Annotated in this window: 1 protein-coding gene; it reads right to left on the reverse strand. The window is 55.6% G+C overall.

Translation table 11 applies throughout. The features are described from left to right. Positions 1-96: 96 nt before the first annotated feature. A complete protein-coding gene (locus tag KJZ99_02900; GenBank protein MCL4304835.1) occupies positions 97-22,386 on the reverse strand; it encodes a proprotein convertase P-domain-containing protein in 22,290 nt (7,429 codons plus the stop codon). Between the last annotated feature and the right edge of the window lie 430 nt (positions 22,387-22,816).

Below are 22,816 nucleotides of genomic sequence, written 5' to 3' on the forward strand. Positions count from 1 at the left end.
GTCCTATCGGCTATTCTCAAGTAACTCATAATTCCGAGTGATTACAAAACACGGGCTGGGAAGCCGCGTTGTGCGGCTTCCCAGCACCGGTTGGGTTTAGTTGTCAGCCTTCTTGTAGGCAACCTTCACGATGTTCTTGACAGACTTGCCGCCACCGGACACTTCGACATTGGCGAGGTAGACACCGTTAGCGACTTCTTCGCCATTGGCGTTGGTACCGTTCCACGTGATCGGAGTATTCGGATCGTTCAAGACACCATCCCACACCGTTGTGACATAGCGGCCGGAGAAGTCGTAGATCTTGATCGAGACCATCGCTCCACCCGAGGAACCATCACCCAGCGGCAGATGGAACGTCGTGTAGCCATCGGCCTTGGTGAACGGATTCGGATAGTTGTATGTCTCGCCGTCAACGATCGGCGACTCTTGACCGACACGGTAGTTCCACGTCGCCGAAGCACTATTACCGGCGAGGTCACTGACTTCCGCATGCAGGACGTAGTTACCCACCGCCAGCGCAGCCGGACGCAACGTTGCGAAGCCGGTCAGGCCGTTCGGGGCAATCGAGACGGTCGGGTTGTTGGCCACGTTCTCACCGCCGGCTGTGGTCAGCCACAGGCGAACAGAAGCCGGATCCAGACCCGTCGTACCGACTTCAGCGAAGTCCACGCGGAACTCAGGCGAACTCAGGATCGGCAGGATAACCGACGGATCAGGCTGGACGGCCGTGAAGACCGGACGACCCGTATCCACCGTGTAGACCTGCGAACTGCTCGGGAATGCGATACCACCGTAGTACTGACCACCCAGCGTCGCGCGGATGTTCAGCAGGCCGGTCAGGTCAAAGTTCGCACAGTAGATTGCCGTGTCGCCACTGAAGTTAACAGGCGCATCCACCACGATCGGGGCGTAGATGAGCTGGCCTTCGACCATCATCGCGCCTTCGAGCGTCATACGAACCGTAGTGCGATCGAACGCGTCACCCACCAACAATGCCTTGAAGCAATGCGGCATGGCCGACACGTGGAACGGAGGCTGCCATACGATGCGCGAGCCGCCCTGACCACCGTTGATCACCACGAAGTCCCAGACCCGGCTTTCGGTGTTGCAGACGCGGTCACAGACCGTCAGAACCACCGTATACGGACCTTCGGAGAGGTTGCCTGACCAGGTAATCACACCACCGCCGATCGTCGCACCTTCCATCAGATCAGTGTACTGACCCGTACGGTGATTGTGCAGGCGGAACTCGATACATGCAAGGTCGATACCGCTGTTGCCATCGAGGCTCGTGACACCACGGGTCAACGCTTCACGCCATGCTCCAAGATCAAGCTTGGTGGTCGAGAAGGTGGTTGCGCCCTTGTCATCTGAACCCTTCAGACTGACGCCACCGATGAAGCCCGACGCCGGAGCGACGTTCTTATCGAGGAGCGTTGCATCGCCACCAGGCATACCGGCAGCCGAACCGTAGTCTTCGTCATCGAAGAAGCGGCCGCTGATGGTTACCGGCAGGTCACCATTCACCACGCTGCCAGGCAGCGGGCTGATGGCTTCGACGATCGGCTTGGCGTCATCAACCACCCAGGTCTGCTGGACCTCACGGACGGTGCCGTACTGGTCACGTGCGGTGAGGATGATGCGCACATCGGTCGGCGTGCCGTTGCCGCCGAAGTTACCGAACGTCGCGGAACCCATCACCGTGAAGACCTGATCAGTGATCTGGTTGCTATAAGCCGGCGTTACGTTCAGGTTGACATTGGCCGTCAGGTCGCGCTCGCAGATGCTGCCATTGCAGTCATACAAGCCGATGAAGCGGACACTGATGTCACCGTTGCGCACGTTGGCGCCGTCATTCTCAGTTACGGTAGCCGTGAAGTCCAACGGATAATCCGGATTCCAGAAACCGTTGTACTGACAGCTGCCTTCTTCAACATCACCGAACACGACGATCGGGCCAGTGCTCAGGACGCGGAATGTCCACGTCGTGGTCAGCAGGTTGCCGACACAGTCTTCAGCGTAACCGTTGACCGTCCACAGACCCGCGATCGGATCCACCAGAACGATCTTGGCACTGGAGGTCGTACGCTCGATGAAGTCTTCAGCATTTTCATAGCGCTGCACCGGACCACGCGGCGGGACAACGACGAACCAGACACGGCTTGGAACAATACCAGAACCGTTGTCGTCCAGCGTGCCGTCGCCATCGCGATCGATGCGCGTTTCGCTCTTATTGGATGCGGCATCCTTGCCGGATACGTTCAGCATGCGGGTCGCACCCTTTGCCAGGGTAGCGTCGCCGCCGATCGAAGCCAGCGCTCCGCCGCAATCGTCACTGTAACGCAGTTCAACCACCACGTTGCCTTCGTTCATGACACTGTCACCCGTTGCCGGGAAGTGTGCCACGTCCGTCGGGGCGCAGTTGTCAGCCCAGTAGGTGCGAGCCGACATGTTGTAACCGTTATCGCTGCCGGACACGAAGAAGATGTTACGGGTCTCAACTTCGATGGACAGACCAGTCTGGCCATCAGGGAACGAACCGTCCATCGTGAACGTCACTTCGACTTCGTCACGGCCAGCCGGGTCAATGGTCGTAGGACCACTGATACGGATGCGATCCGGAATCGTCACGACGGTGTAGCTGATACCGTTCGGGGCAATGGCTGCTCCGCCGACCGTACGCACCGTAAATCCGAAGTCCTGCGGGTTGCCGGGCTGTGATTCAGGATTGAACCATGCACCGCATTCCGTGTCATCAAATTCGACAGACGGTCCCGGACAGTCAACATGCCATGTCCAGCTGATATTCTGATGATCCATCGTACCGATGTTGCCAGCATTGTCCGGCACAGCGATGGTAATCCGGTGATCACCAGGCGTGTAGAACAAGTCAGCAGCTTCACCGGAGTTCGGACCACCGATGGTAAACACGAAGTCATTCTGACCGGGCTGTACGATCCGGAAGTTCAGACCTGCCACCGACGTATCAGCCGCGCTGAATTCGAGGTCGTCGATCCAGAAGCGGACCGCACTAAGGTCGACACCGGAAGCGCCGAAGCAGCAGCGTGCCCAGTCACTGATCGAGGCCTGAATGACAGGACGCTCGCCGCAGTTGAACACGGCCTCTTCGAAGTTGATCGGGTCTTCGTCGTAGCGGGCAACCCAGCCATTCGACCAGTAGACGTCACCGTCGTTGTTGGTGCAATCAGCAACGTCTTCATTCGCAACACCGTCACCGTCATCGTCAATCGGCGCACCGACCGGCGACACAGGTGTGATGACCGGCGGAACGATATCCACCGTGTAGCGATAGTCATGCGTGCTTTCATTCTCGAGGCAGACGTTGTTGTAGACGTGCCAGTGTGCACACAGTGTCAGCGGGCAATTCTCGATGCTATAGGAACCGCTCTCCTCATCGTACCAATAGGAGAACAATCCGTCAATCAAGCCATCCCACTGCACAGTGATGGAGGCACGCACACCAATCTGAACACCGTTCTCAAGAATCGGTTGGAACGTCAGGGCTTCCGACGTGATTTCATGCACGTAGTCGCCGCCGTCATATTCGCAATTGCGGAGATCGAGGTACACGTACTGTGTATCAATTCCGGATTCGCGGTCAATGAGGTCCGCCCACAGGGTGACGTTGACGTCGCCGATGTAGGTTGGTTCAGTGTATGCCGTCGGCAGCGTGTTATCCACGTAGAATTCGGTCACGCGAGTCGGACGGTTATCCACGTAGAACTGAATCGTATGGACACCCTGCGTCAGGCAGCCGAACCACGGCGGGCAGCTTCCATAGTTGGGATTGAACTCAACCGAGAAGATACCGCTGACGTTATCATATTCGATGTCGAACAGTTCGTCGTAGTAGCAGTTGTCGTAGTTGTAACCATCAAGCTCGACAGGCTCACCGTCATTGACGATGCGGATACCGTCCAGCCAGACGTCCACGCGGTCCGGCGTCGGCGGAGTTTCGCCTTCACCCAGAACCACCCACCACATCGGGGTACAATCAACCACCGGCAGACCGTTGTAATACGGGTTATCAAACCACGGGTGGCAGTTGTCGCCGCTGTTCATACGAACGAACTCGTCGATCGGGCGAATCGTAGTCAGGAACACACCAAAGCGGATGCGGTCCGGACAGATATTAGTAAGGTCAGATACATCCCAATCCGGAATCATCTGGAAGTCCACTATTCCGTTTTCGAGGTCGCGGTCGTTGTAGGTGATACCCCACTCCTGCCACATACCGTTGTATTGACCAGATTCATCATCCGCATCCCAGTTCCAGTAGGCTACAACGACTTGCCATTCTTCCGCGTTTTCCGGAAGCAGGCTATTGTCGAAGCGCATACGGAAGGAAGACGGCGCCTGTTCGATATCGATATCGCCAAGATCATCGCTCTGAATTTCTTCAACCGCGGAGATCAAGGTGTAGTAGTACTGATAGGCCGGAACCATGCTGTGCGTCTGCGACGGCAGATACGGCTGGAACCAGAGGGATCCGCGCCAGCCGGTACCCCAGGCAGGGATCGTGACTTCGAGAACACCGTCTTCGCTGACGAGCGTTCCGTTCGATCCACCCTGGTAGTTGGCCTTGTGGATGTCCATCGCGTACGTGACCATCTGGATGAAGACATTATCACCCTGCTGGATCTTGTTGGAGCTGAAGACCTTGATACGTCCGTCTTCATCTTCAAGTTCGCACGGTCTGGTATTCAGCGGCAGTTCGCCGGCATAGAAGCTTGAACCAGCTTCCGGTTCGATACACACAACTCCAGCTTCGATGAGGCAGTTTTCCGTATAGTCTTCCAACGTGGTCAGGACCCACGGCTGCATTTCACCGTTGCTCGGGACGCGTACCCAGTCAGGCGCCCAGATTTGCGTTTGGGTGGTAACGGACACATCCTGACGGCGCCAGATCGGCGGGTTCGGATCGATGTTACCACTTTCATCCCATGCCACCGCACGGAACCAGGCGTTCGCAGGATACAGGTCGAATTCAAGCGTCACCTGCCACAGGTGCCAACCGAGCCAGTCGTTGCACTGATCCTGACGCGTGTTGACGGCGTCACTCAGCGGAATCCACGTCTGACCTTGGTTGATCGAGACCTGGAACTGAACTTGATCTGTCCAATTCGGATCGCAATCATCGGTTACTGCGTACAGGTAGTCACTGCAGCCGAACTCGTTGTCATCATCAAAGCCGACGATGCAAGCGCGCTGGAACTGCGAGTCTTCAATATAGACCGTTATCATGTGCTCACTGCAGTTGCCGGCCTGATCCCACGCGACCACAACCAGTGTGTACCACGAGTTGGGCGTAAGGGCAGTTGTCGCCAGCTGTGCCGACCACAGAGGACCTTGTTCATCACAAGAAATCAGGTCGGGGCTGGTATCTTCTTCACCGTAGAAGCACACGCGGCTGATATTGCTGTTGCCGCCGTTGCCAAAGACATCTTCAGCGGTGGCAACCATGTTGATGACTTCGCCCCATGGGATGACCGTCTGATCCGGCGTCAAGTCTCCGTTCACATTGGTGAACATGACGGTCGGCGGGCAGTTGTCCACACGGACGGAATCAGCGAACAGTACGTAGGCAAGGTTCGATTCCGGAATGGCGTTATCGCTCATCACTGCACGCAGGCTAATCGTACCGCACGTGCCTTGGAACGCGTTATAGACATTCCATGAATAGACCCAATTACCAGTGACACCAAGGTCCTGATAGGCATAACCGATGGACGACCAGAAGTTCGGATCGTTCGGATCGGCCGCCCACTTCCACTCGAACCAGACGGTGTCGATACCGTTGTCGGTGAGTTCGTTATTGAACCGTACCCACAGATCTTCAGGACCATTCTCGTTGTTGCTATTGAACTCACAGTATCCACCAATCAGGCCACGTGAACTCGGCAGGTTGCCTTGCAGCACCCATGGGAGGCTGTGGTCGATCACGATGTTACGGCAGTCAGTAGCGACTGTCACAAGCTGACCGGCGATATCGGCAGAACCGATCGCGCACAGCTGGCCCGGGCCTTCCGGCAGAGTAGTCACATCCCAGTAGGAACCTGAACCCTGACAGTTGGACCATTCAGTCTGACCAACATATCCGGAGACCGTGCGGATTTCATGGGTGTCACCTTGTGCAGTGACAAACAGGAAGCGCACGTAGTCCAGAGTGGGCTCAGAGTTGGCGTAGATACAGATTTCAGTGCCGTGGACATGCGGAGTGCCTTCCACGTCAAGGAAATCGTTAATCGCGACGATTGAAATATTGGCTTCTTCATCAACGATTGGAGCAGTCCAGTCAATGATGTAGTTGCCCTGCGCATCGTACTGATCAGTCTGTTCACAGTAGTCAACCGCAACAGCCGCGAAGTCGTAGTTCCAACCAACCACCAAGTCCGTCGGCACAACCCAGTTGAAGCTGAACGGCCATGTACGGTCTCCACCAACCTGGATCCAGTTGTTCGGATCGCCGTTGGTGTGGCGGTAGTAGAAGCGCACCTTGCGGATGCTGAAATTGTCTTCAGCTTCGATATGGAACGTAACCTCAGCACCGCGCTCAAGCTGCGTCACCGGTGTTTGCGTCGGGTCATCCGTGCGCCAGACCGACAGAATCGTCGCGACCGGAGCCTGATTGTCAACGTTCACCTGCAACAGAGCATTCGGGGCACCGTCGGCACCTATCGTAAGGTTACCGTTCATGTTGCCGAAATTATCTTCTGCGAACGCACCAACCCAGTAGGTGCCGTTCAGCAATTCGGTATTCCAGTAACCTTCGACCGGACCAAACAGACCCGGGTTGCCGGTTACGCGTTCGATCACCGTCCACGGGCCGTTCGAACCGACTTCGAGGAAAGCGAAGGTTACAGCCACCACGTCTTCATCGTTCACCTGTGCCTGTAGCGTGATATCGCCGTGGAGGAAGATGACGGACGAATCGGGCGTGCAATCCGGTGCGGTAATCAGGTCAAAGGCCATCGGCGCCACCGTGTCGGACACGTAGAAGCGCTTGACGTAACCGTTTGCCATCAACCACGCCCACTTCTCTTCGACGGTGGTTCCCTGACCGTAGTTCAGGAACTGCGTCCAAGTGAGTTCGTTGCCGGCTTGGTCAGTCGTGAGCACCGCGATATCGTACCACAGACCAGGCTGCGGTGCCGGGCAGTCGTTGTGCCACAGGTCGACGTCATTGACCGAGAACGGACCGGTCGAGTCATCACCGATGAAGCACCAGCTCCACATTTCGAGCGGATGATCTTCGGCACGCTTGATGAACCAGTGCGCACCGTACGCATCAGCTTCTTCTTCATCAGCGCAAGCACCGATAGTGAGAAGTGAGAAGCGCTCGACTTCGTCGCCGATTTGCGGCTCAGTCCAGTGGTCACAGGTTTCGAGGTTGTTAATGTTTACACCATTCTCCCAGACATACACACGGGCCATCGGAGCTTGGACATCGAACGACACGGTGTAGATTTCCGTCTCTTCGAGGTTGCCGCACTCGTCTTCCGCCCACGTGCGGACCAGAACGTCACCGGCCAAGCCAGAGACATCCCAAACCACTGTCCAGAAGACATCGTGATCCAATCCATCCCACCACGGGGCAGGTTCATTGCCACCCCATTCGCACGGCTCATTACCATCTTCATCCATGCCGATTTCGAACCAGGTGTTACCGCCGTCCACGCTGTACTCAAAGTACACGCGGCTGATGGATTCGTCACCCGTTGCGGCAAAGCTGTGCAGCCAGATGTCGTGGATATCGCCAAGGGCGCCGAGGCTGACCGTACGGGTCTGCTGATCGACGATCCACAGACCGTCAACTCCCTGCTCGCGACTACCATCATCACACCAAGGCTCTTCGCTCGTACCGACCGACCACAGCATGCTGGACGGCGGCGTGGTGTCATAGATATAGATATTGACGAAGTGACCACCGTCGAAGGCTTCCATAACGCGTGACACGTCAAGGTCACCATTGCCCCAGCGATCCTGAACGATGGCCACCACGTGGATGGAATCGCCACAGGAGATGCCGGACAAGTCAAGTTCGACGTAGTGCGGGTTGCACGGACTCGGAATGTATCCACAGGACGTCCACGCATCGGCCTGGTTCGGATGCCAGATATTCTTGCACCAGACTTGGACGATGTTGTTGGTCTGCGTCGAGTCATTCGGCACGAGGCCGTCCGTCCACTGCACCCAAAGGGTCACAGGATCTTCGTCACCGGCGTTGACTTCGTACGTGAAGTTGCCTTCCGTTGCGGGTACGCCGTTAACCTCGGTGATATCTCCCACGGGTTCAGCGTGGTCAACATACACCCAGAATTCGTCAAGCATTTCAGTCGGTTCAATCTGGCAGATGGCGTCGTGTGCGCGCACCCAGACGCGGTAGTAACCGCTCGGGTACTTAGCAGCACCTTCATCTGTCGTATCGGCCAGCCACCAGTCCAAGCACCAGTTCGGGTTCAGATGCGACGCAAAGGTCGGATCCCACCAGAATGTGTCTACAGCAGTCTCGGCGACGCCGGCGGCTTGGCTCTCGACGTACAGGACGACGTAGTGAACATCCTGCTCGTAGCTTGCAATGACACCACAGATCTCGACAGACTGATCGCCACCGATCTCCGTCGTGCCGTCAAGGATGTCATCACGCAGACTATTGTACTCTCCGTCCACACAGTCGTAGCCCGAGTAATCCATATAGAGGATATCGGTGTGCTCCGGAACGGTCGGGTAGCAGTCGATACAGATCAGGTCGGTGGCTTCTTCACCACACGTCGTCGTGACCACGACGCTGTCTTCATTGCCCTGACAATCCGTGAAGTGGATCGTGAAGGTATAGCAGCCATAGTCAAGGACAGGGTACTGACCGCCTTCACCGGATTCGTAACGGTGCTCGAGCCAGTAGTTACACAGGTCACCACCGAAGTCGAAGTACCATTCGTCGTCGTCACTGCGGGTAAGGTAACCAAAGTTGTAAGCGTAGTTGCCGTCTTCACGAACCGCAGTCATCCACACTTGATCAACATTGATCTCGTTGGACAGCTGATCCGGATCGAAGTCGACCCAAACGATGGCCTGACCGGGCTGGATTTCGAACCAGCAACGGTCACCGCAAGCGGTCGCAACTTCAGCCGTACCCTGTGCCGTGCTGGTACCAGTCGGCGGCAGAGCGTCAACATACAGGACCTTCACGTCAGACGTATCGTTACCGTTGTAATCTTCAACGATGACGCGCAGCCAGAAGATTTCCTGATCGCCAACATCCTGCGGCTGCGGCTGGAAGTACACGCAACGCGTGGTATCGCCGTCGAGGCCGTGATTGATTTGATCCCAGATCGTTTCAATGTTCCGCCAGTTGGACGGCACGCCGTTATTGACAGCCGCATACTGGAAGGTCAGCGAGGCCAAGCCCGTATCAATATTGGTCGGGGCGAAAATGGCCTGCAGACAATACGGATCAGCCGCATGGATATACAGGATCGAGTCGGACGTGCACGAGGAAGCGATCTCCTCGTTTGCATTGATAACCTGATAGAGTTCAATGCGGGCCGCCGGCTGAATATCATTCAGGCGGATCGTGATGTAGCATACATCGTTGTCACAGAGGTCGGTGTTGCCCACCGTGTCAATGGCGATGACTCGCAGCTGGTACCAGCCTTCCGGATCATTTCCGGTTTCCTGGAAGAAGCTCAAGAGATCCCACGTTGCGGTCAGCGTATTGCCAACGTGACGAACTGTGTCGTTGCTAAGCGTATCGGCCTGGATGTTGGTCCAAGGTCCGATCGGGTTCAGCGTACGATATTGGAAGACACCGAGGATGGATGGGTCAAAGCCCGCGTAATCCTGGTTCGTGGCCACAATCACGAGGTCACGATTGTCCGGGATCACCACCACATCGTTGCCGTTGACACCCGGCTCGACGTCGCCGACGAGCGAGATGCAAGCGCGTGCTTCGCTGACGTCAACCCAGATGCTCTCTGCGGCGGCGATATAGGTATTACCGCAGTGGTCGACGACGATCGAACGGCTGTAGAACAGCGTGTTCTCTTCGCCGCGGCCATCGCCACCCTGAACATCATAAGTCTCGTCAACCAAACCGTCACCGTCATTGTCGATATTGTCAGCCGTCGGGTCATAGGCGGTCCAGAAGGAAGCCCAAGCTTCAATCCAGCCCTGACCACCCGAAGCGTAGACCGTATCCACGTTCACCCAGCTCGAATCCAGTTCCGGATTCGAAGTCAACGACACTTGATAGATGACCGCGCAGATATCTTCAACCACGAGGTTGTAGTTACCGTCGATCGGCTGAATGTCGGTAACGAAATGCACGTTACCCGACTCATCACAACGGCCACCATTTACCCAGAAGTTATCAAACTCGATATCGTGCGTCGCCACCGGGGCGTCGTTATCCACGAAGAATACGTGGAGCGAATCGCCGGGCGCCGGATTCTCAATCACGTGATAGGCAAGTTCGTCGTGCCAGCCGACGACAGTCCGGAACTCGTGATGGCCGTCACCAACCGACAGGCTGTTGAAGTTGATCACATATTCGCAGAGGCAAATCGTCGAGTAGGCCGATGAGCTTTCACCATACTGCTGCTCCTGGTCATCGCTGCAACGGTCGTAAGCAATAGGCTCTTGATCGTTCCAATCGATATTGCGCGGATCATCAATCCAGCGGTCAATACCGGGCTCATCCCAGACGTTGTTGTCGTTAGCATCGATGACGATCGAGTAATCGTAGCACGAATTGTCACCGTGGTCGAGATAGATATCCGTCTGCCAGAACCCGTCAGCAACCTCGCTCATCGGATAGAACTGACCGGTATTCCAGATGTAGATTGCCACATCCGGGAACAGATCACGCTCTGCATACCACGAATAGATCGGGTTGCTATGACGCTCGTAGTACCAGCCGGCCATACCGGGCAGCTCACGTTCGTCAAACTGGAAGCGCACGTAGGCTTCGCCAGGATAGGCGTCGTAAGTCAGGCCCGTGATCGCGTCGAAGACAGGTACCCACGCCGAACCATTCCAGCGCTGGAACCAAACGGTGTCAATTTCACCCGAGAAGTAGCTCGGATCGCTGACATCATTTGCCGACAGCGGGATAGTATTGTGCGCGCCACAGGCGTCGCCATACGGCGGGTAGCAGAACACGACTTGCGGTTCATTGACATTCACGATGCGCACGACGAGGTCGAGGCGCGTGCTGTCTGAACCTTCGATGAAGCCGTCGCAATCCGTGTCGCCCTCATTCAGAGTGTCATTGGCGAACGGAGCGTAGACGATGTAATTCACTACGGCCGAGAAGTTGTAGGTGCCCGGCGGGTAGCTATTGTCGAAGTAGACACCGAACTCATACTGACGCGTGCCAGCATCCGGTGGGAACTGATCCCATGCACGGAAGTCGTTGAAGAAGTCAAAGACTTCAATCGGACCGCCGTCACAGACAGCCTGCAGCGTGGTATCATCACTCATCATCCAGAGTTCGATATTGAACACCTGAACTGAGTCACCATGACAGTTACGAATTGCATCGGCATCCACGTAGAACAGGACCAGTGCTTCCGGATCGTTTGAACCCGGGTCCGTGGTGCGGTTATAGAGGACTTCGATTGTGTCGGTAATTGCATCCTGCCATTCCACAGGCTCAGTCACGCGGACACGATTCTCCGGATTGTTTACGTCATTGGTGACATAGCTAACATCCGTAATCGGCGTGTTCGGCGGGCAGAACGTGTAGATGTAACAGGAATTCTGATCACCAATCCACTCGATATTGCCGGTGACGTCAACGACATAAGCGGCGAAGTCCCAGCGCGAATACACGAGGCCGTCCGCAGCGTCTGCCGAGTCAAGCCAAGCACGAGCATTCGACCAGATCACACCCACCGTGTCGTATGTGCTCTGCAGCACGATCGCACTGTCGGCGTTGCGCGGCAGCGCCGGGTTCAGCGTGTAGTCGTTCGGAATATCGAAGGTATCAGTCGTACCGTCGGCGCGCCAGAACTTGAAGTACATCAGCCATTCGTCTTCGACATAGTCGGCAACGTTGGCGATGAACATCAGAGTATCCAGCGGATTCTGGTAGTTACAGGTTGAGAACTTGTCGCCATCATAGATCGGCGTGCTGGGAGCCGTGAACTGCGGGACGCCCCATGAATACCAGCCGTGGTTGTAGCACCACAGGTTGGTGCCGTCGGGGATACGGTCGCGGATTTCAATGGCCATGCAGCAGATCTCAGAGCCGCACTCGAGGTCACGATCCAAATTGCAGTCGCGGTTATAGTCGCCCTGCATATTGTTGTCACCCCAATCGACGTCATCGATGGCGTAAGCGCGGAAGCGTACGGAATCCAGCGGGCTGTTGCCGAAGTCATAAAATGCCACGTGAATTTCGTAGTAACCAGCAGCATCCGGAGTTTCGATGAAACCATCTCCATCACTGAGATAGAGTTCGGCACCCCAGATTTCGGTCTCCTCGTTCAGGTCATTTTCGAGATTGCGCCAGTTGCCGAAGCGATCCAGAATCTGGAACTGCACACCGGAGATACCACAAGCCATGTCAAGACCGATGTTGTCCTGTACGTTGGCACGCAGCGCGAAGGTTTCGCCTTCGTTTTTAGTTCCAACGACAACAAACTCATCCCACCACGGTTCGCCAACCCAGCATTCGGTCACCTGCGGCATCGTGTTGTCCACAAAGACACGTGACCAGATCGGATCGGAGTCGAACAGCGCGCTGGTATCGTAGGCTACCGCATACAGCCAGTAGTAGCCGGACAACAGATTATTCGTATTCCAACCGGTCGAACTGTAGTAAGCCAGACCAGCAGAAATTGAGTCAGGATTCGTCGAGCCGCCGATGAAGGTATGGATACCCAGACCCGGAATCGACAGAGAGTCAACGAAGAAGAAGGCGATTGAATCCACGTCGGCGAACAGCGGCGCGACGGCCTGTACAGGCACCCACTGCGGTTCGTCACAACGGATATTCGTCACGCACATATCCGGCTCGGGGAAGCAGACCAACGCCATCGGCGCAGTGGTATCGCACTCGACGCGGAATGTGATCACCGGAGTATTCAGGTAATCATAATTTCCGCAGACGTCGAAGGCAACCATACGCAGATTATACTGGCCGCTGCCGAGGTTCGCGATATTCCAGTTGATCGAGAAGTCCTGGAAGTAGTTATGGCGAGCCGTAATCGTATCCTGTGCATCGCCGTGGAGACCACTCAGAATGTTCACCCAGCCCAAGCTCGGATCAGTGTTGCCCGGAATAATAGCATTGGGCGCGTTGAAGAACTTGTACTGGAAGACACCTTCGTAGAGATCGAACCAGCGATTGGCTACCGTGAACGTATCACCCGGAATCGGATCATAGAAGAGGTCTGGTGCTATATAGTCCTCAGCGATGATGAAGATGGTCGAGTCCGTCATCGTGTTCGGATTGAAACAGGCAACCAGTGATCCCTGCGGGCCTCCGCCAGGGCCAGGAATGGCCGCTGTCAAAGTAGAGATGTAGGCCAGCGGCGCGATATCGTCGGTGATGTCCACCGCGAAGGTATCGATACACTCATGACCGTAGATATCGAACGCGCGGACGCGGACGAAGTAACGGTTGGTGCAGGATCCATCCGGATTGACCGGCGGCAGACCGAGCGTGTCTTCAGACGACCACGGCAGATTGCGGATATTCCAGTATGCGTTGAACGGATACTCGGTATCCCAAGCCTGACCTTCGTCAGTCAGCAGGTTGACATTCTGCCAGTAGGTATAGGCGTCAACGTTGCCGTCACGGTTTGCATCGAAGGCGTATTCAAAGATCACGCTGTCCACACCGTCGAGCGAGTCGTCAATGTGCGTGTAGATCTCGACATAGTCCCATGACGTATAGAGGTCGGTCACCGGCGTATTCAGACCAGGACGCGAGACATAGGCGTCATTGATGGCCGGACAGGTCCGGTCAAGAATGAAGCTCCACTGATAGTCGCAGCTGTTGCCGAGACGGTCGAGAATCGTAACCCGAACAGTATAGCGACCGTCGGAGAGATTCTCGAGATTGTCGGTCGCATCACTCAACGTCAACGGACCTACATCAAAGAACAGCGTATCATCGTAGAACGTCTGGGTAAAGCTCGCCACGACGTTATTGAACGGATCGAGCAACTCGATAGTCGAGGAAGACGTGCCGTTCCAGGTCGTGCTGTCCACCGAGTTGTCCGGACTCAAGTCCAAACCGGATCCGGGGTGTCCATTGGCATCAAACAGAGCGGGATCACGGGCCCAGACGACCAGCGAGTCAAAGTTCGAAAAGATGAACAGGCTGTCGTCGGCGGTCAGTTCGTCAAGCACGAAGGAAGATTCGAAGTTCAGATTCTTCCGCACTTGAACCGGTTCGCCGTCCTTCCAGAAGAACATCTCGTCACCAAACGGGCAGGATTCATCTTCGAAGAAGGTCAGAGCAAAGTCACCGTCGCAAGTCAACGAATCACGATGTCCGTAGATATCGCTGATGAACAGCTTCACATCGTAACGACGCTCGCTAAAGTTATCGGCATACCAGAGGTAGTCGATCCAGACACCGTTCACGTTCATCGAGTCGACGTGCGCGACCTGCGGCATCGTATTGATGCGGAGGTCGGCGGTGTAGAAGTCCACACCTTCGCCGATTTCGTCGATCGTGCCGTCGTTATCGTTGTCAATACCGTCGCACTGCAGAACGCTATCCTGCACGAAGATGAAGAAACGAGTCGTGTTATTCTCTTCGTGTGAGTACCAGTACCACTCGCCGGGCGCGGTGTAGATCTTATAGAGGTTCTCGCGTTCCGTATCCGGCGAGACCTTCTCGTCATTCCACAGTGCCATGTTGTAAGCATCAACATAGTCCGTATCGGAGCAGGCGACCGTGTTCGAATCGCAGAGCAGGATCATGCCGGGGTTCGGCTCATTCCAATTCTGGATCGTGAACGAGATCACGCTGTCGAGATCGGCGGCATTGCAGAACTCTTCAGGCATATTGCAGAGCGTATCCGACAGGTGGAGCGACCACCAGTAACGGTTCGACGGGATATTGACGTTGAACAGCGGTCCACCACCCATGTCGTCATAGAGCGGGATAATGAACACGAGCGAGTCAATATTGTTTCCATAGACGTTGTAGTACACAACATCCGGATACTGCTGCCAGTCAGTTAAGAAACCAGTGAAGTCAATCCAGACTCCCGACCAATCGTAGACGGTGTCGCCCGGGCTGACCACGCAGTTATTATCCATCAGCACGGCGACGGTCAGGACACTGTCCCAATCCAAGCCGTAGACGGAGTTTTGCAGAACAAGAACACTATCCACACCGTTGATGTCCGGATTGCCCGGGAAGCCGGTTTCGACTGTGAAGTCACCCCAAGCTACTGACGAGAGATACTCGGCAGTGAAGGAGGTACCGGTACCGTATTCGACATCAAGGTAGTAGCCGTGTGAACCACCCAAGCCGGTTTGACGCTGGCCCTTGACCGGCACGATGACAGTCTGGCCGCAATCGATGAACTGCGGATCACGGACGATCCACTTGGCAACCAGGCGGGTCATTCCATTGCAGTCGGTTTCAATTTCCCACCAACCCGGCACGTCGTCGTTCATATTGGGGGCAACACCGTAAGCAGGCGCACCACCGCCGAAGTTCGGCGTGAAGGCGGTCCAAGCGTAGGCCGGGCCAAAGCCGGACAGGTCGGCCATCAACGAGTCGATACGCAGTGTATCTTCAAAGCCGTTAAACAGGCTGTCCATCCAAGCCCAGACGTAGATCCACTCCCCGCTGTTTCCATCGAACCAGCCCGGCGCGCAGGAATCTGAACCCATCACCCAAACCGAGTCAACATCCGGAACCGTAGTATCCGCGCCGGAGAACTCGAAGATATTGAAGTGCGAGCCCATATTACAGGCGACGTCAGTCACATAGATCCACAGCGAATCGAACGTTCCTTCTGCACCAATCAGGTGGCACGAATAGTCCGGATCAATCCGCAGGGTGTCGGTAATTTGCGAAAGCGTGTCGCCCGGAGTCAGGTAGACACCGCTCGGCGTCCAACCCCAGTAGGCACGGTAGTTTCCGCCACCCAGATCAACGATCTCATGAGCATGCACGGTGTCATAGGCAGCCTGCATGATCGGATCGCACCAGAAGCGGCTGAAGTTGGCCCAAACATGTTCCGGCGCGCTGACCAAGTCGGCAGCGTAGCCGTTGATGTCGGCATAGATGTGAACATGTTCGTCACCCGGCGTCACATAGGCGCGCACCGAGTCGTCACCGATAGTATAGATGAAGTCCACGATCGGCGGCAGCGAATCGTAAATCGCGATCGGCCAGAGAATCGTGTCTGCATTGCCTGCATTGTCGACGATCGCAAAGTTGACAAAGATCGTGTCGCCGTTGTGATACGTCGGGTTATTCAGGATGTACAGCGGACCGGGATTGAGGTCATAACACTCCAGACCCCAGATGTAGCATGCCGTGTCAAGGACGGGTGGCGCAAGGTCAACCTCTGCATAGAGGTTGTTACCTTCCCACGCGTAGTTTGTATCGATGACCGACAGGTCGGCCCACGCGACATTTGCACCTTCCGGCAAACCGAGGCTCGAGTCATGATTCGCATCAAAGACGGCGATCTTGAGCGTAACCTCAGAGCCAAAGCTCAGGTACGGCAAGTTAGCCGGCAGATCCCAGACCGGATTATTCATCAATAGATCTGCAAGGGCGGTATCGCACTCGCAATAGGCATCCGAGGTGAAGATTTCCGGCGGCAGACAGTCACTGCAGAAGTTCAGCGTGTCCTGCATATAGAGCTCACGGTCGTGGTGACCGATGAGGTCGTGGGCTGCATGGAAGCGGAACCATGGCGCAACTGAATTCAGGCAGAAGAATGTCGAATCCGGTGTGAAGTTCCAGTACGCGACAACCTTCAGATCCGGACCCGTGCGGTAGGTCACCTCAAGCGTCCAGTCACGGATAAAGCCTTCGTCAGCACCAAACACGTCGGAGACGATCAGCGTCCAAGTACCGTTCGGATTCTCGCCGTCGAAGTCAGAGAGATTACCAGCAGGCTGCCATGTGCCCGTGAACGGGGCAGTGCCCGGCGGTGCGGGGAATGGCAACGCTGCCTCATCATCGAACGTCACGTCGATAAGGTTATCACCCGAATAGGCGATATTCGAAGGCTTCAAGAGAACTATCGTCCCGTTCGGCGATTCAAGCGAGATATTGAGGTCGCCGATCCACGTATGCTCGATGACATCCAGCGTGATGTTCACGTCGAGGATTGCACCGGCATCGGGATCATTAATGAACGCGTTCGAGGTGGTATTGTCTTGGATGGGCACAGGTCCGCCGACATACGGATAGACACCCGTGAATGTTCCGAACACCACGTAGGAGTCCGGCGGCACGCTGTCCATCGTGGCATCCTGCAACAGCTGGGAGAGGTCCGCCCACAGCTTGGTGGGATCCACACCCACACCTTCACCGTCCGGACAATCTACCTCGCTATCCCACACGCAACCGACCAGCGTAAACGCCTGCTCGGGTTCGATACAGAGTGCGAAGTCGTCCATCTCGATACCGTTGCTGTCCAACAAGGACCATTGCGTCCACAGCGGCTCGTTGACGTCAACTTGCACACAGTCGTCGAAGGTCATCGAATCGCGGACACCTTCCCAACTGACGAAACGAATTTCGAAGTCGAGATAGTCGCCGTCGCACCAGATGGTGGCAAGGTCAGAAGAGTCGGCTCGGATGAACCAGTAGTACATGCGGGCCCAACCAATCTCGTTGCCCAGACCATCTATATAGATGAACCAGTCACCCACAGAGTCCGGCACAACCCAAGGATTCGGGTCGTCTGTGATGCGCTGGAAGTCACCTTCCACAACGCGCAGCGAGTCAGCCTTGACACCCGGCAGACACTCGGTCAACTCGCAGGTCTCAATGATGGTCGCGCAAACGGTGATGTTGGTATCTTCCGGTGCAATCCAGCCCATAATGCTATCCGGTCCGAAGACGTCCGGACAACCGGCCGCCCACGGGTCGCACGGGATGAGGTGCAGGCAGAACGTCGTGTCTTCGAAGCTGTCCGCTTCGTAGGCATCGCTGAACGCCGGGCTATTATAGCGGCCCGGGTTGCCACCCTGGTCCCACGCTCCGCGGATTACGAAGCAAGCATTATAGATGAACGTATCCGGCGGCATATTAAAGATGCGGCCAGTGAGGGTGTATTCCCACTCATTGCCGGCGAGACTCTCCGGTGCCACCGAAATCAACTCAACCTGAATGTACGTACCCGGCGCCGGACCATTATTGATCAGCAGACCGGCGGTACTATCAACAAGCGAAATTTGCCAGTTACCAGTGATGTTCCATTGTCCAACTACTGCACCAGCATAGCTTGAACCATCCACATTGGGATAGGCCGCCGGATCATAGTGTACTTGCTCACTGGCACGAACCGTCAACTGGAAGGTGTCGCCTTCAGCATAGCGGAAGCCGCAGTCACCGTCCCAGCCATCATTATTAACAGTGGCCGTGCTGTGCGTCGCCGGATCACGGGTGCCAGCGGGGATACCGGTCCATTCAAGGAACTCGGGATTCTCGTTGTCCACATCCAACTGAGCAACGGTCGTATCGCACACCATGTAGATCGTATCCATGCCGATGATCTGGGCGGAGTCGCCGTTGATCGTCCAAGCCAGCACAAGGATTGTGTCCTGACCGGTAATCGGCACCAGCATCTGACTGTCGGTTCCGGCATTGATGAACCACGTGCCATTCCACATATAGCGGAATTCCATCAGGCCATTGTTCGTCTCGTTATTTTCGAGACGGCCAAAGTAGACGCTGTTTTGTGGCGGGTCTTCGCAGCCTAAGGAACCGTCGAGATCAACACACTGCGTGACAAACAACGGCTTGCGGACGATGCGGCTGCGGGTCGGAACCGTATTCGTATTACGGAACTCGACCACGAGCGTGTCGTGATAGACATCATCGTTGAACGGCGCGCCGAAGTTGTCAGCCTGCGTAATCGACAGGGTATCAATCAGGATACGAACGAAGATTGAGTCATGAACCTGATCGTGAGCCGGATTCAGGATAGCGTCGTAGGCGCCGTTCGAGTCAACCGAACCGGGCGAGAACGCATTCCAAAGCGGCATTTCACCGAACAGATTGAAGTCAGCAAACGGACCATCTTCGGAGCCGGCAACCGCGTCCAGCGTGTCCGGATCCAGGAAGTAGAACTCAATCGGTCCGACGATACGCGGACAACGGCTTTCACCAAGCAACGCGATGTTATTGCACGTCGGGGTGATGTTCGTCGCCTGCGTGAAGTTGCTGTCGGAGTCGAAGGCGATCGCGCGGATAATGCCGTAGGTTCCGGAATTCTCGCAGTCGGCTTCAAAGTCGTCAATCTGGTAATCGTTGTTCGACACGTCAGCCGTATCAATCATACCCAGATCAACCATCAGACAGGCGCGCCAGATCTTATAGGTCGCGTTGTCCGTTGCCACCGGCGCATTGACCCAAATCGAGTCATAGGCGGCCGCAACGCTGTCTATATTAAGGATGCACGAGAAATCGAACAATGCGAACTGCGCGCTGGTGTCGGTGCGCATGTAGACGCACAGCGACTCACCCGCGAAGAAGTTCATGTTGCAGACGTTCGATTCATTGACGATGTTCACAGAGTCAATCGCCGGTCCAAGACCGTTGATCCACATGCAAACCTGATCGCCGCGGTAGACGTTTCCGGCATTGTCCTGAAGCTCGAGCGTCAGGCAATAGAGACCGTCCGGCAACAGCTGATTATTCGGACCGCGCATTCCCCACTGGAAGCGGATCGTGTCCGAATTGATGTCATTAAAGAAGAAGGAAATCGGCTCACAGTAGCGCGTGTGGCTTCCGTTGCTGGGGTCGCCCTGAGTATAATAGATCGAGTCAGTTATGAACGGCCAGACACCCTGCGTATAGATCGAATCGAGACGAACCGTGTAGCACAGGTCTTCCGCTAAGCAGGTGTCCAGCAGACCCTGCGTGTAGTAGCGGCGCGCCTTGAACTGAACGAAAGGCAGCGGATCACCATTTGTCCACAGATAAGGATCAACAATGGACGCGGGCGGATAGTCCGGGCCAATCGGATACTGCGGATAGAACGTGGGCGCAACCAGATCCAGCGGAATAGTTGTCGTCGGGAAGCACGAATCAACCACCGCATAGAGGTTGTTCAACTGCGTATAGCCGTCCAGAATGTCGGTGCTGCCGTCATGATCGGAGCCAAGCACGGCGTTACAGCCGCCGGCATCCATATAACGGGCCTCGGTGATACCGACCAGCATACCCCACGGGCAGTACTGAGCCAGCATGTTCAGGTTCGGATCCAGAGAATCCGGCCCGTTCTTGCCATACCATGTAAAGCAGGCACTGGAATCTATCCCAACGTACGGCGAGCGCCAATCCCAGTTAACCGAGTCGGGCGCGGCCATCGGGTGGTAGTAGTCCAGAGCCGTGATAATCGCACCAGTCGGGGTATCCGGGTTATCATCCGGAATCACGCGAACGTCAAACCCAATCAGGTAGACTTTCTGCAGAACGTGAATATAGTTCGCCACGTCATAGACCGAGTCCACGCCGTCCAAGTACCAGCGAATGGAATCGGGAGAAAGGTTCGTAAAGGCAGTCGCCAGCGCGCTATCATAAGGAGAGAAGCGCTGGTTGCAATAGTTGTCAACACCGTCAAACGTCCAGTAGGTGTCAGCGCCCGGCAGCTGCGGCGGCTGATTATCCAAACAGACATCACAGCCGGTCAGCGTACCCGTCGTATCGCCGAAGTGAACCGGGTTGGACGGATTACCCGCATCGTCAAGCGAATAGACGTAAATCGTGTCGCCGTTCAGGAGACCTTCCAGAATACAGAACTCGACAGAATCCCAGTGGGTGGAGTCGCACGAAATGGGAATATCAACCCACATCAGGTCGTTGGCCGCGCCCGGATTAGGACCGTTGCCAAAACGAACAGAAACCCAAACGCTGTCCAGCGACAGCAGATTGATCGAGTCCTCGTTCATCGGGAACTTGTAACCCGGCGGGACGATATCATGGAAGTCTACGGCCATCCATGAAACGTCAAAATTCTGCGAAACCGTGTCGCAGTCCTGCCCCCAGCCGTTGAACATCGGGTTATAAATATCCAGCAGAACACTGTCGCCGTCGCAGTTGTGCGCCGGATTGTTCTGCGTCGGGAAGCCATTCTGAACCGTCGACAGGTAGATACGGAAAAAGTCGCCGCAGCCGGCGATAGTGTCGTTATCCAGATAGTTCAGCTGAACAATACCGCAGGAGTCGATGCAAACCTGATCGAGCGTCGGCGGCGAGTTATCGACCGGCCGCACGCAGGGAATCGAATCCACGAGCACAGCATCAAACGGCCAACCTTCTTCGCCCTGCGGATCCCACTGGTAGTAATAAAGCCAGATGGTATCATTCGTGCAGGCGTTGACCAAGCCATTTTCATAGCGGCACGGCTGGACGATAATCGTGTCCCCGGCGAAGAGATTTGCGTCAGCCGGATCACACGTCAATCCTGAACCGTTCCAAAGCAACGTATCACCAACAGGCATCGTGTCTATGGTCGAGGCCAGCGCAGAATCCAGCCACACAGTGTCGTTGATGGCTACGATACCGTCAAACGCGATACCGCCGCCTTCACGATACTGGATGAATGAACAGCCGGATTGGATATCACACGGGGCTGCGATCGTGTACGGGTTATCCGCACAGACCGTTGTGCCGTTCGGGGCGGGGGTATCGTCCCAGCCCAGCCACGTGATACCAAAACTCAGCAGTTCGCCTGCCGACACGGACACGCCTTCGGGATGGAATTCAATCGTGGCAACCACTAAGCAGCTGTCAAGATTCGTGTTCCAGTTAGCCGGATTGATAGGTCCGGCCAGACCCATGTGAGGCGTAACCACCCAGTCCATCCGGTACATAACGTCGGACGGACCCGCCGGACAATTAACGACCATGGTGGGATAAAGGGCCGGGATCAGCACACCGAGGTCCGGTGTCGGATCCAAACCAACCGCGGCCGAATCGCAATAGCGATTCACGTAGGCGGCTCGTGCTGTAAGACGCAGCATGTCGCCGAGCTCATCAATGACGCCGTTCGGCGCCACGAGCCCGTTAGAATCTTCAATGCATACTGCGACAACCGGTTCGGTCGCATTGATTTGCGCTTCGGCCGACTGCGGCACGAGCGTAAGAATCAGCGCCGACAACGCGGTCGTCAGCCACACAAAAAGAGTCTTGGACCTCATTCTGTGGTTCTCCTGAATATGGGAAATCTTCTTTGTCCGAGGGGAAATATTTGCGGCGGTCGCACACGCCGTAGACCCACATGGGGCACTCGTCGCCCTGTGGAAACTGTGGATAACTTGCGATGTCATGAACTGCATGTTCAAGTCGGAAGAAAGGCTAGAGTCTGGCATGAACGCGTCCGCTTTTTTTGTCAACCCAGCTTGAGGAAAAAAACACAAGCCACCCGAGCCGCAGCAATTCGAGCTTGCCGCAGATTGCTTCAGGTTGCAATAGTGTTGTGCTGGAAATCAAGTACTTACTAAAAGGGCTGAGACCTAAGTTCAAAAAAGTTCTATACTGGTCAAAGTTCCCCAAATATAGTCAATCGGAATCAACTTGTCAAGGAAAATGTTTTGCCTATTTTTAACAATCACAAACTCCGGCAAAACG

The sequence above is a fragment of the bacterium genome (assembly GCA_023382385.1).
Classification (GTDB): domain Bacteria; phylum Electryoneota; class RPQS01; order RPQS01; family RPQS01; genus JABWCQ01.

Coding starts and splice junctions, on each gene's coding strand:
- KJZ99_02900 (MCL4304835.1), bottom strand. CDS start 22,386: ATGAGGTCCAAGACTCTTTTTGTGTGGCTGACGACCGCGTTGTCGGCG.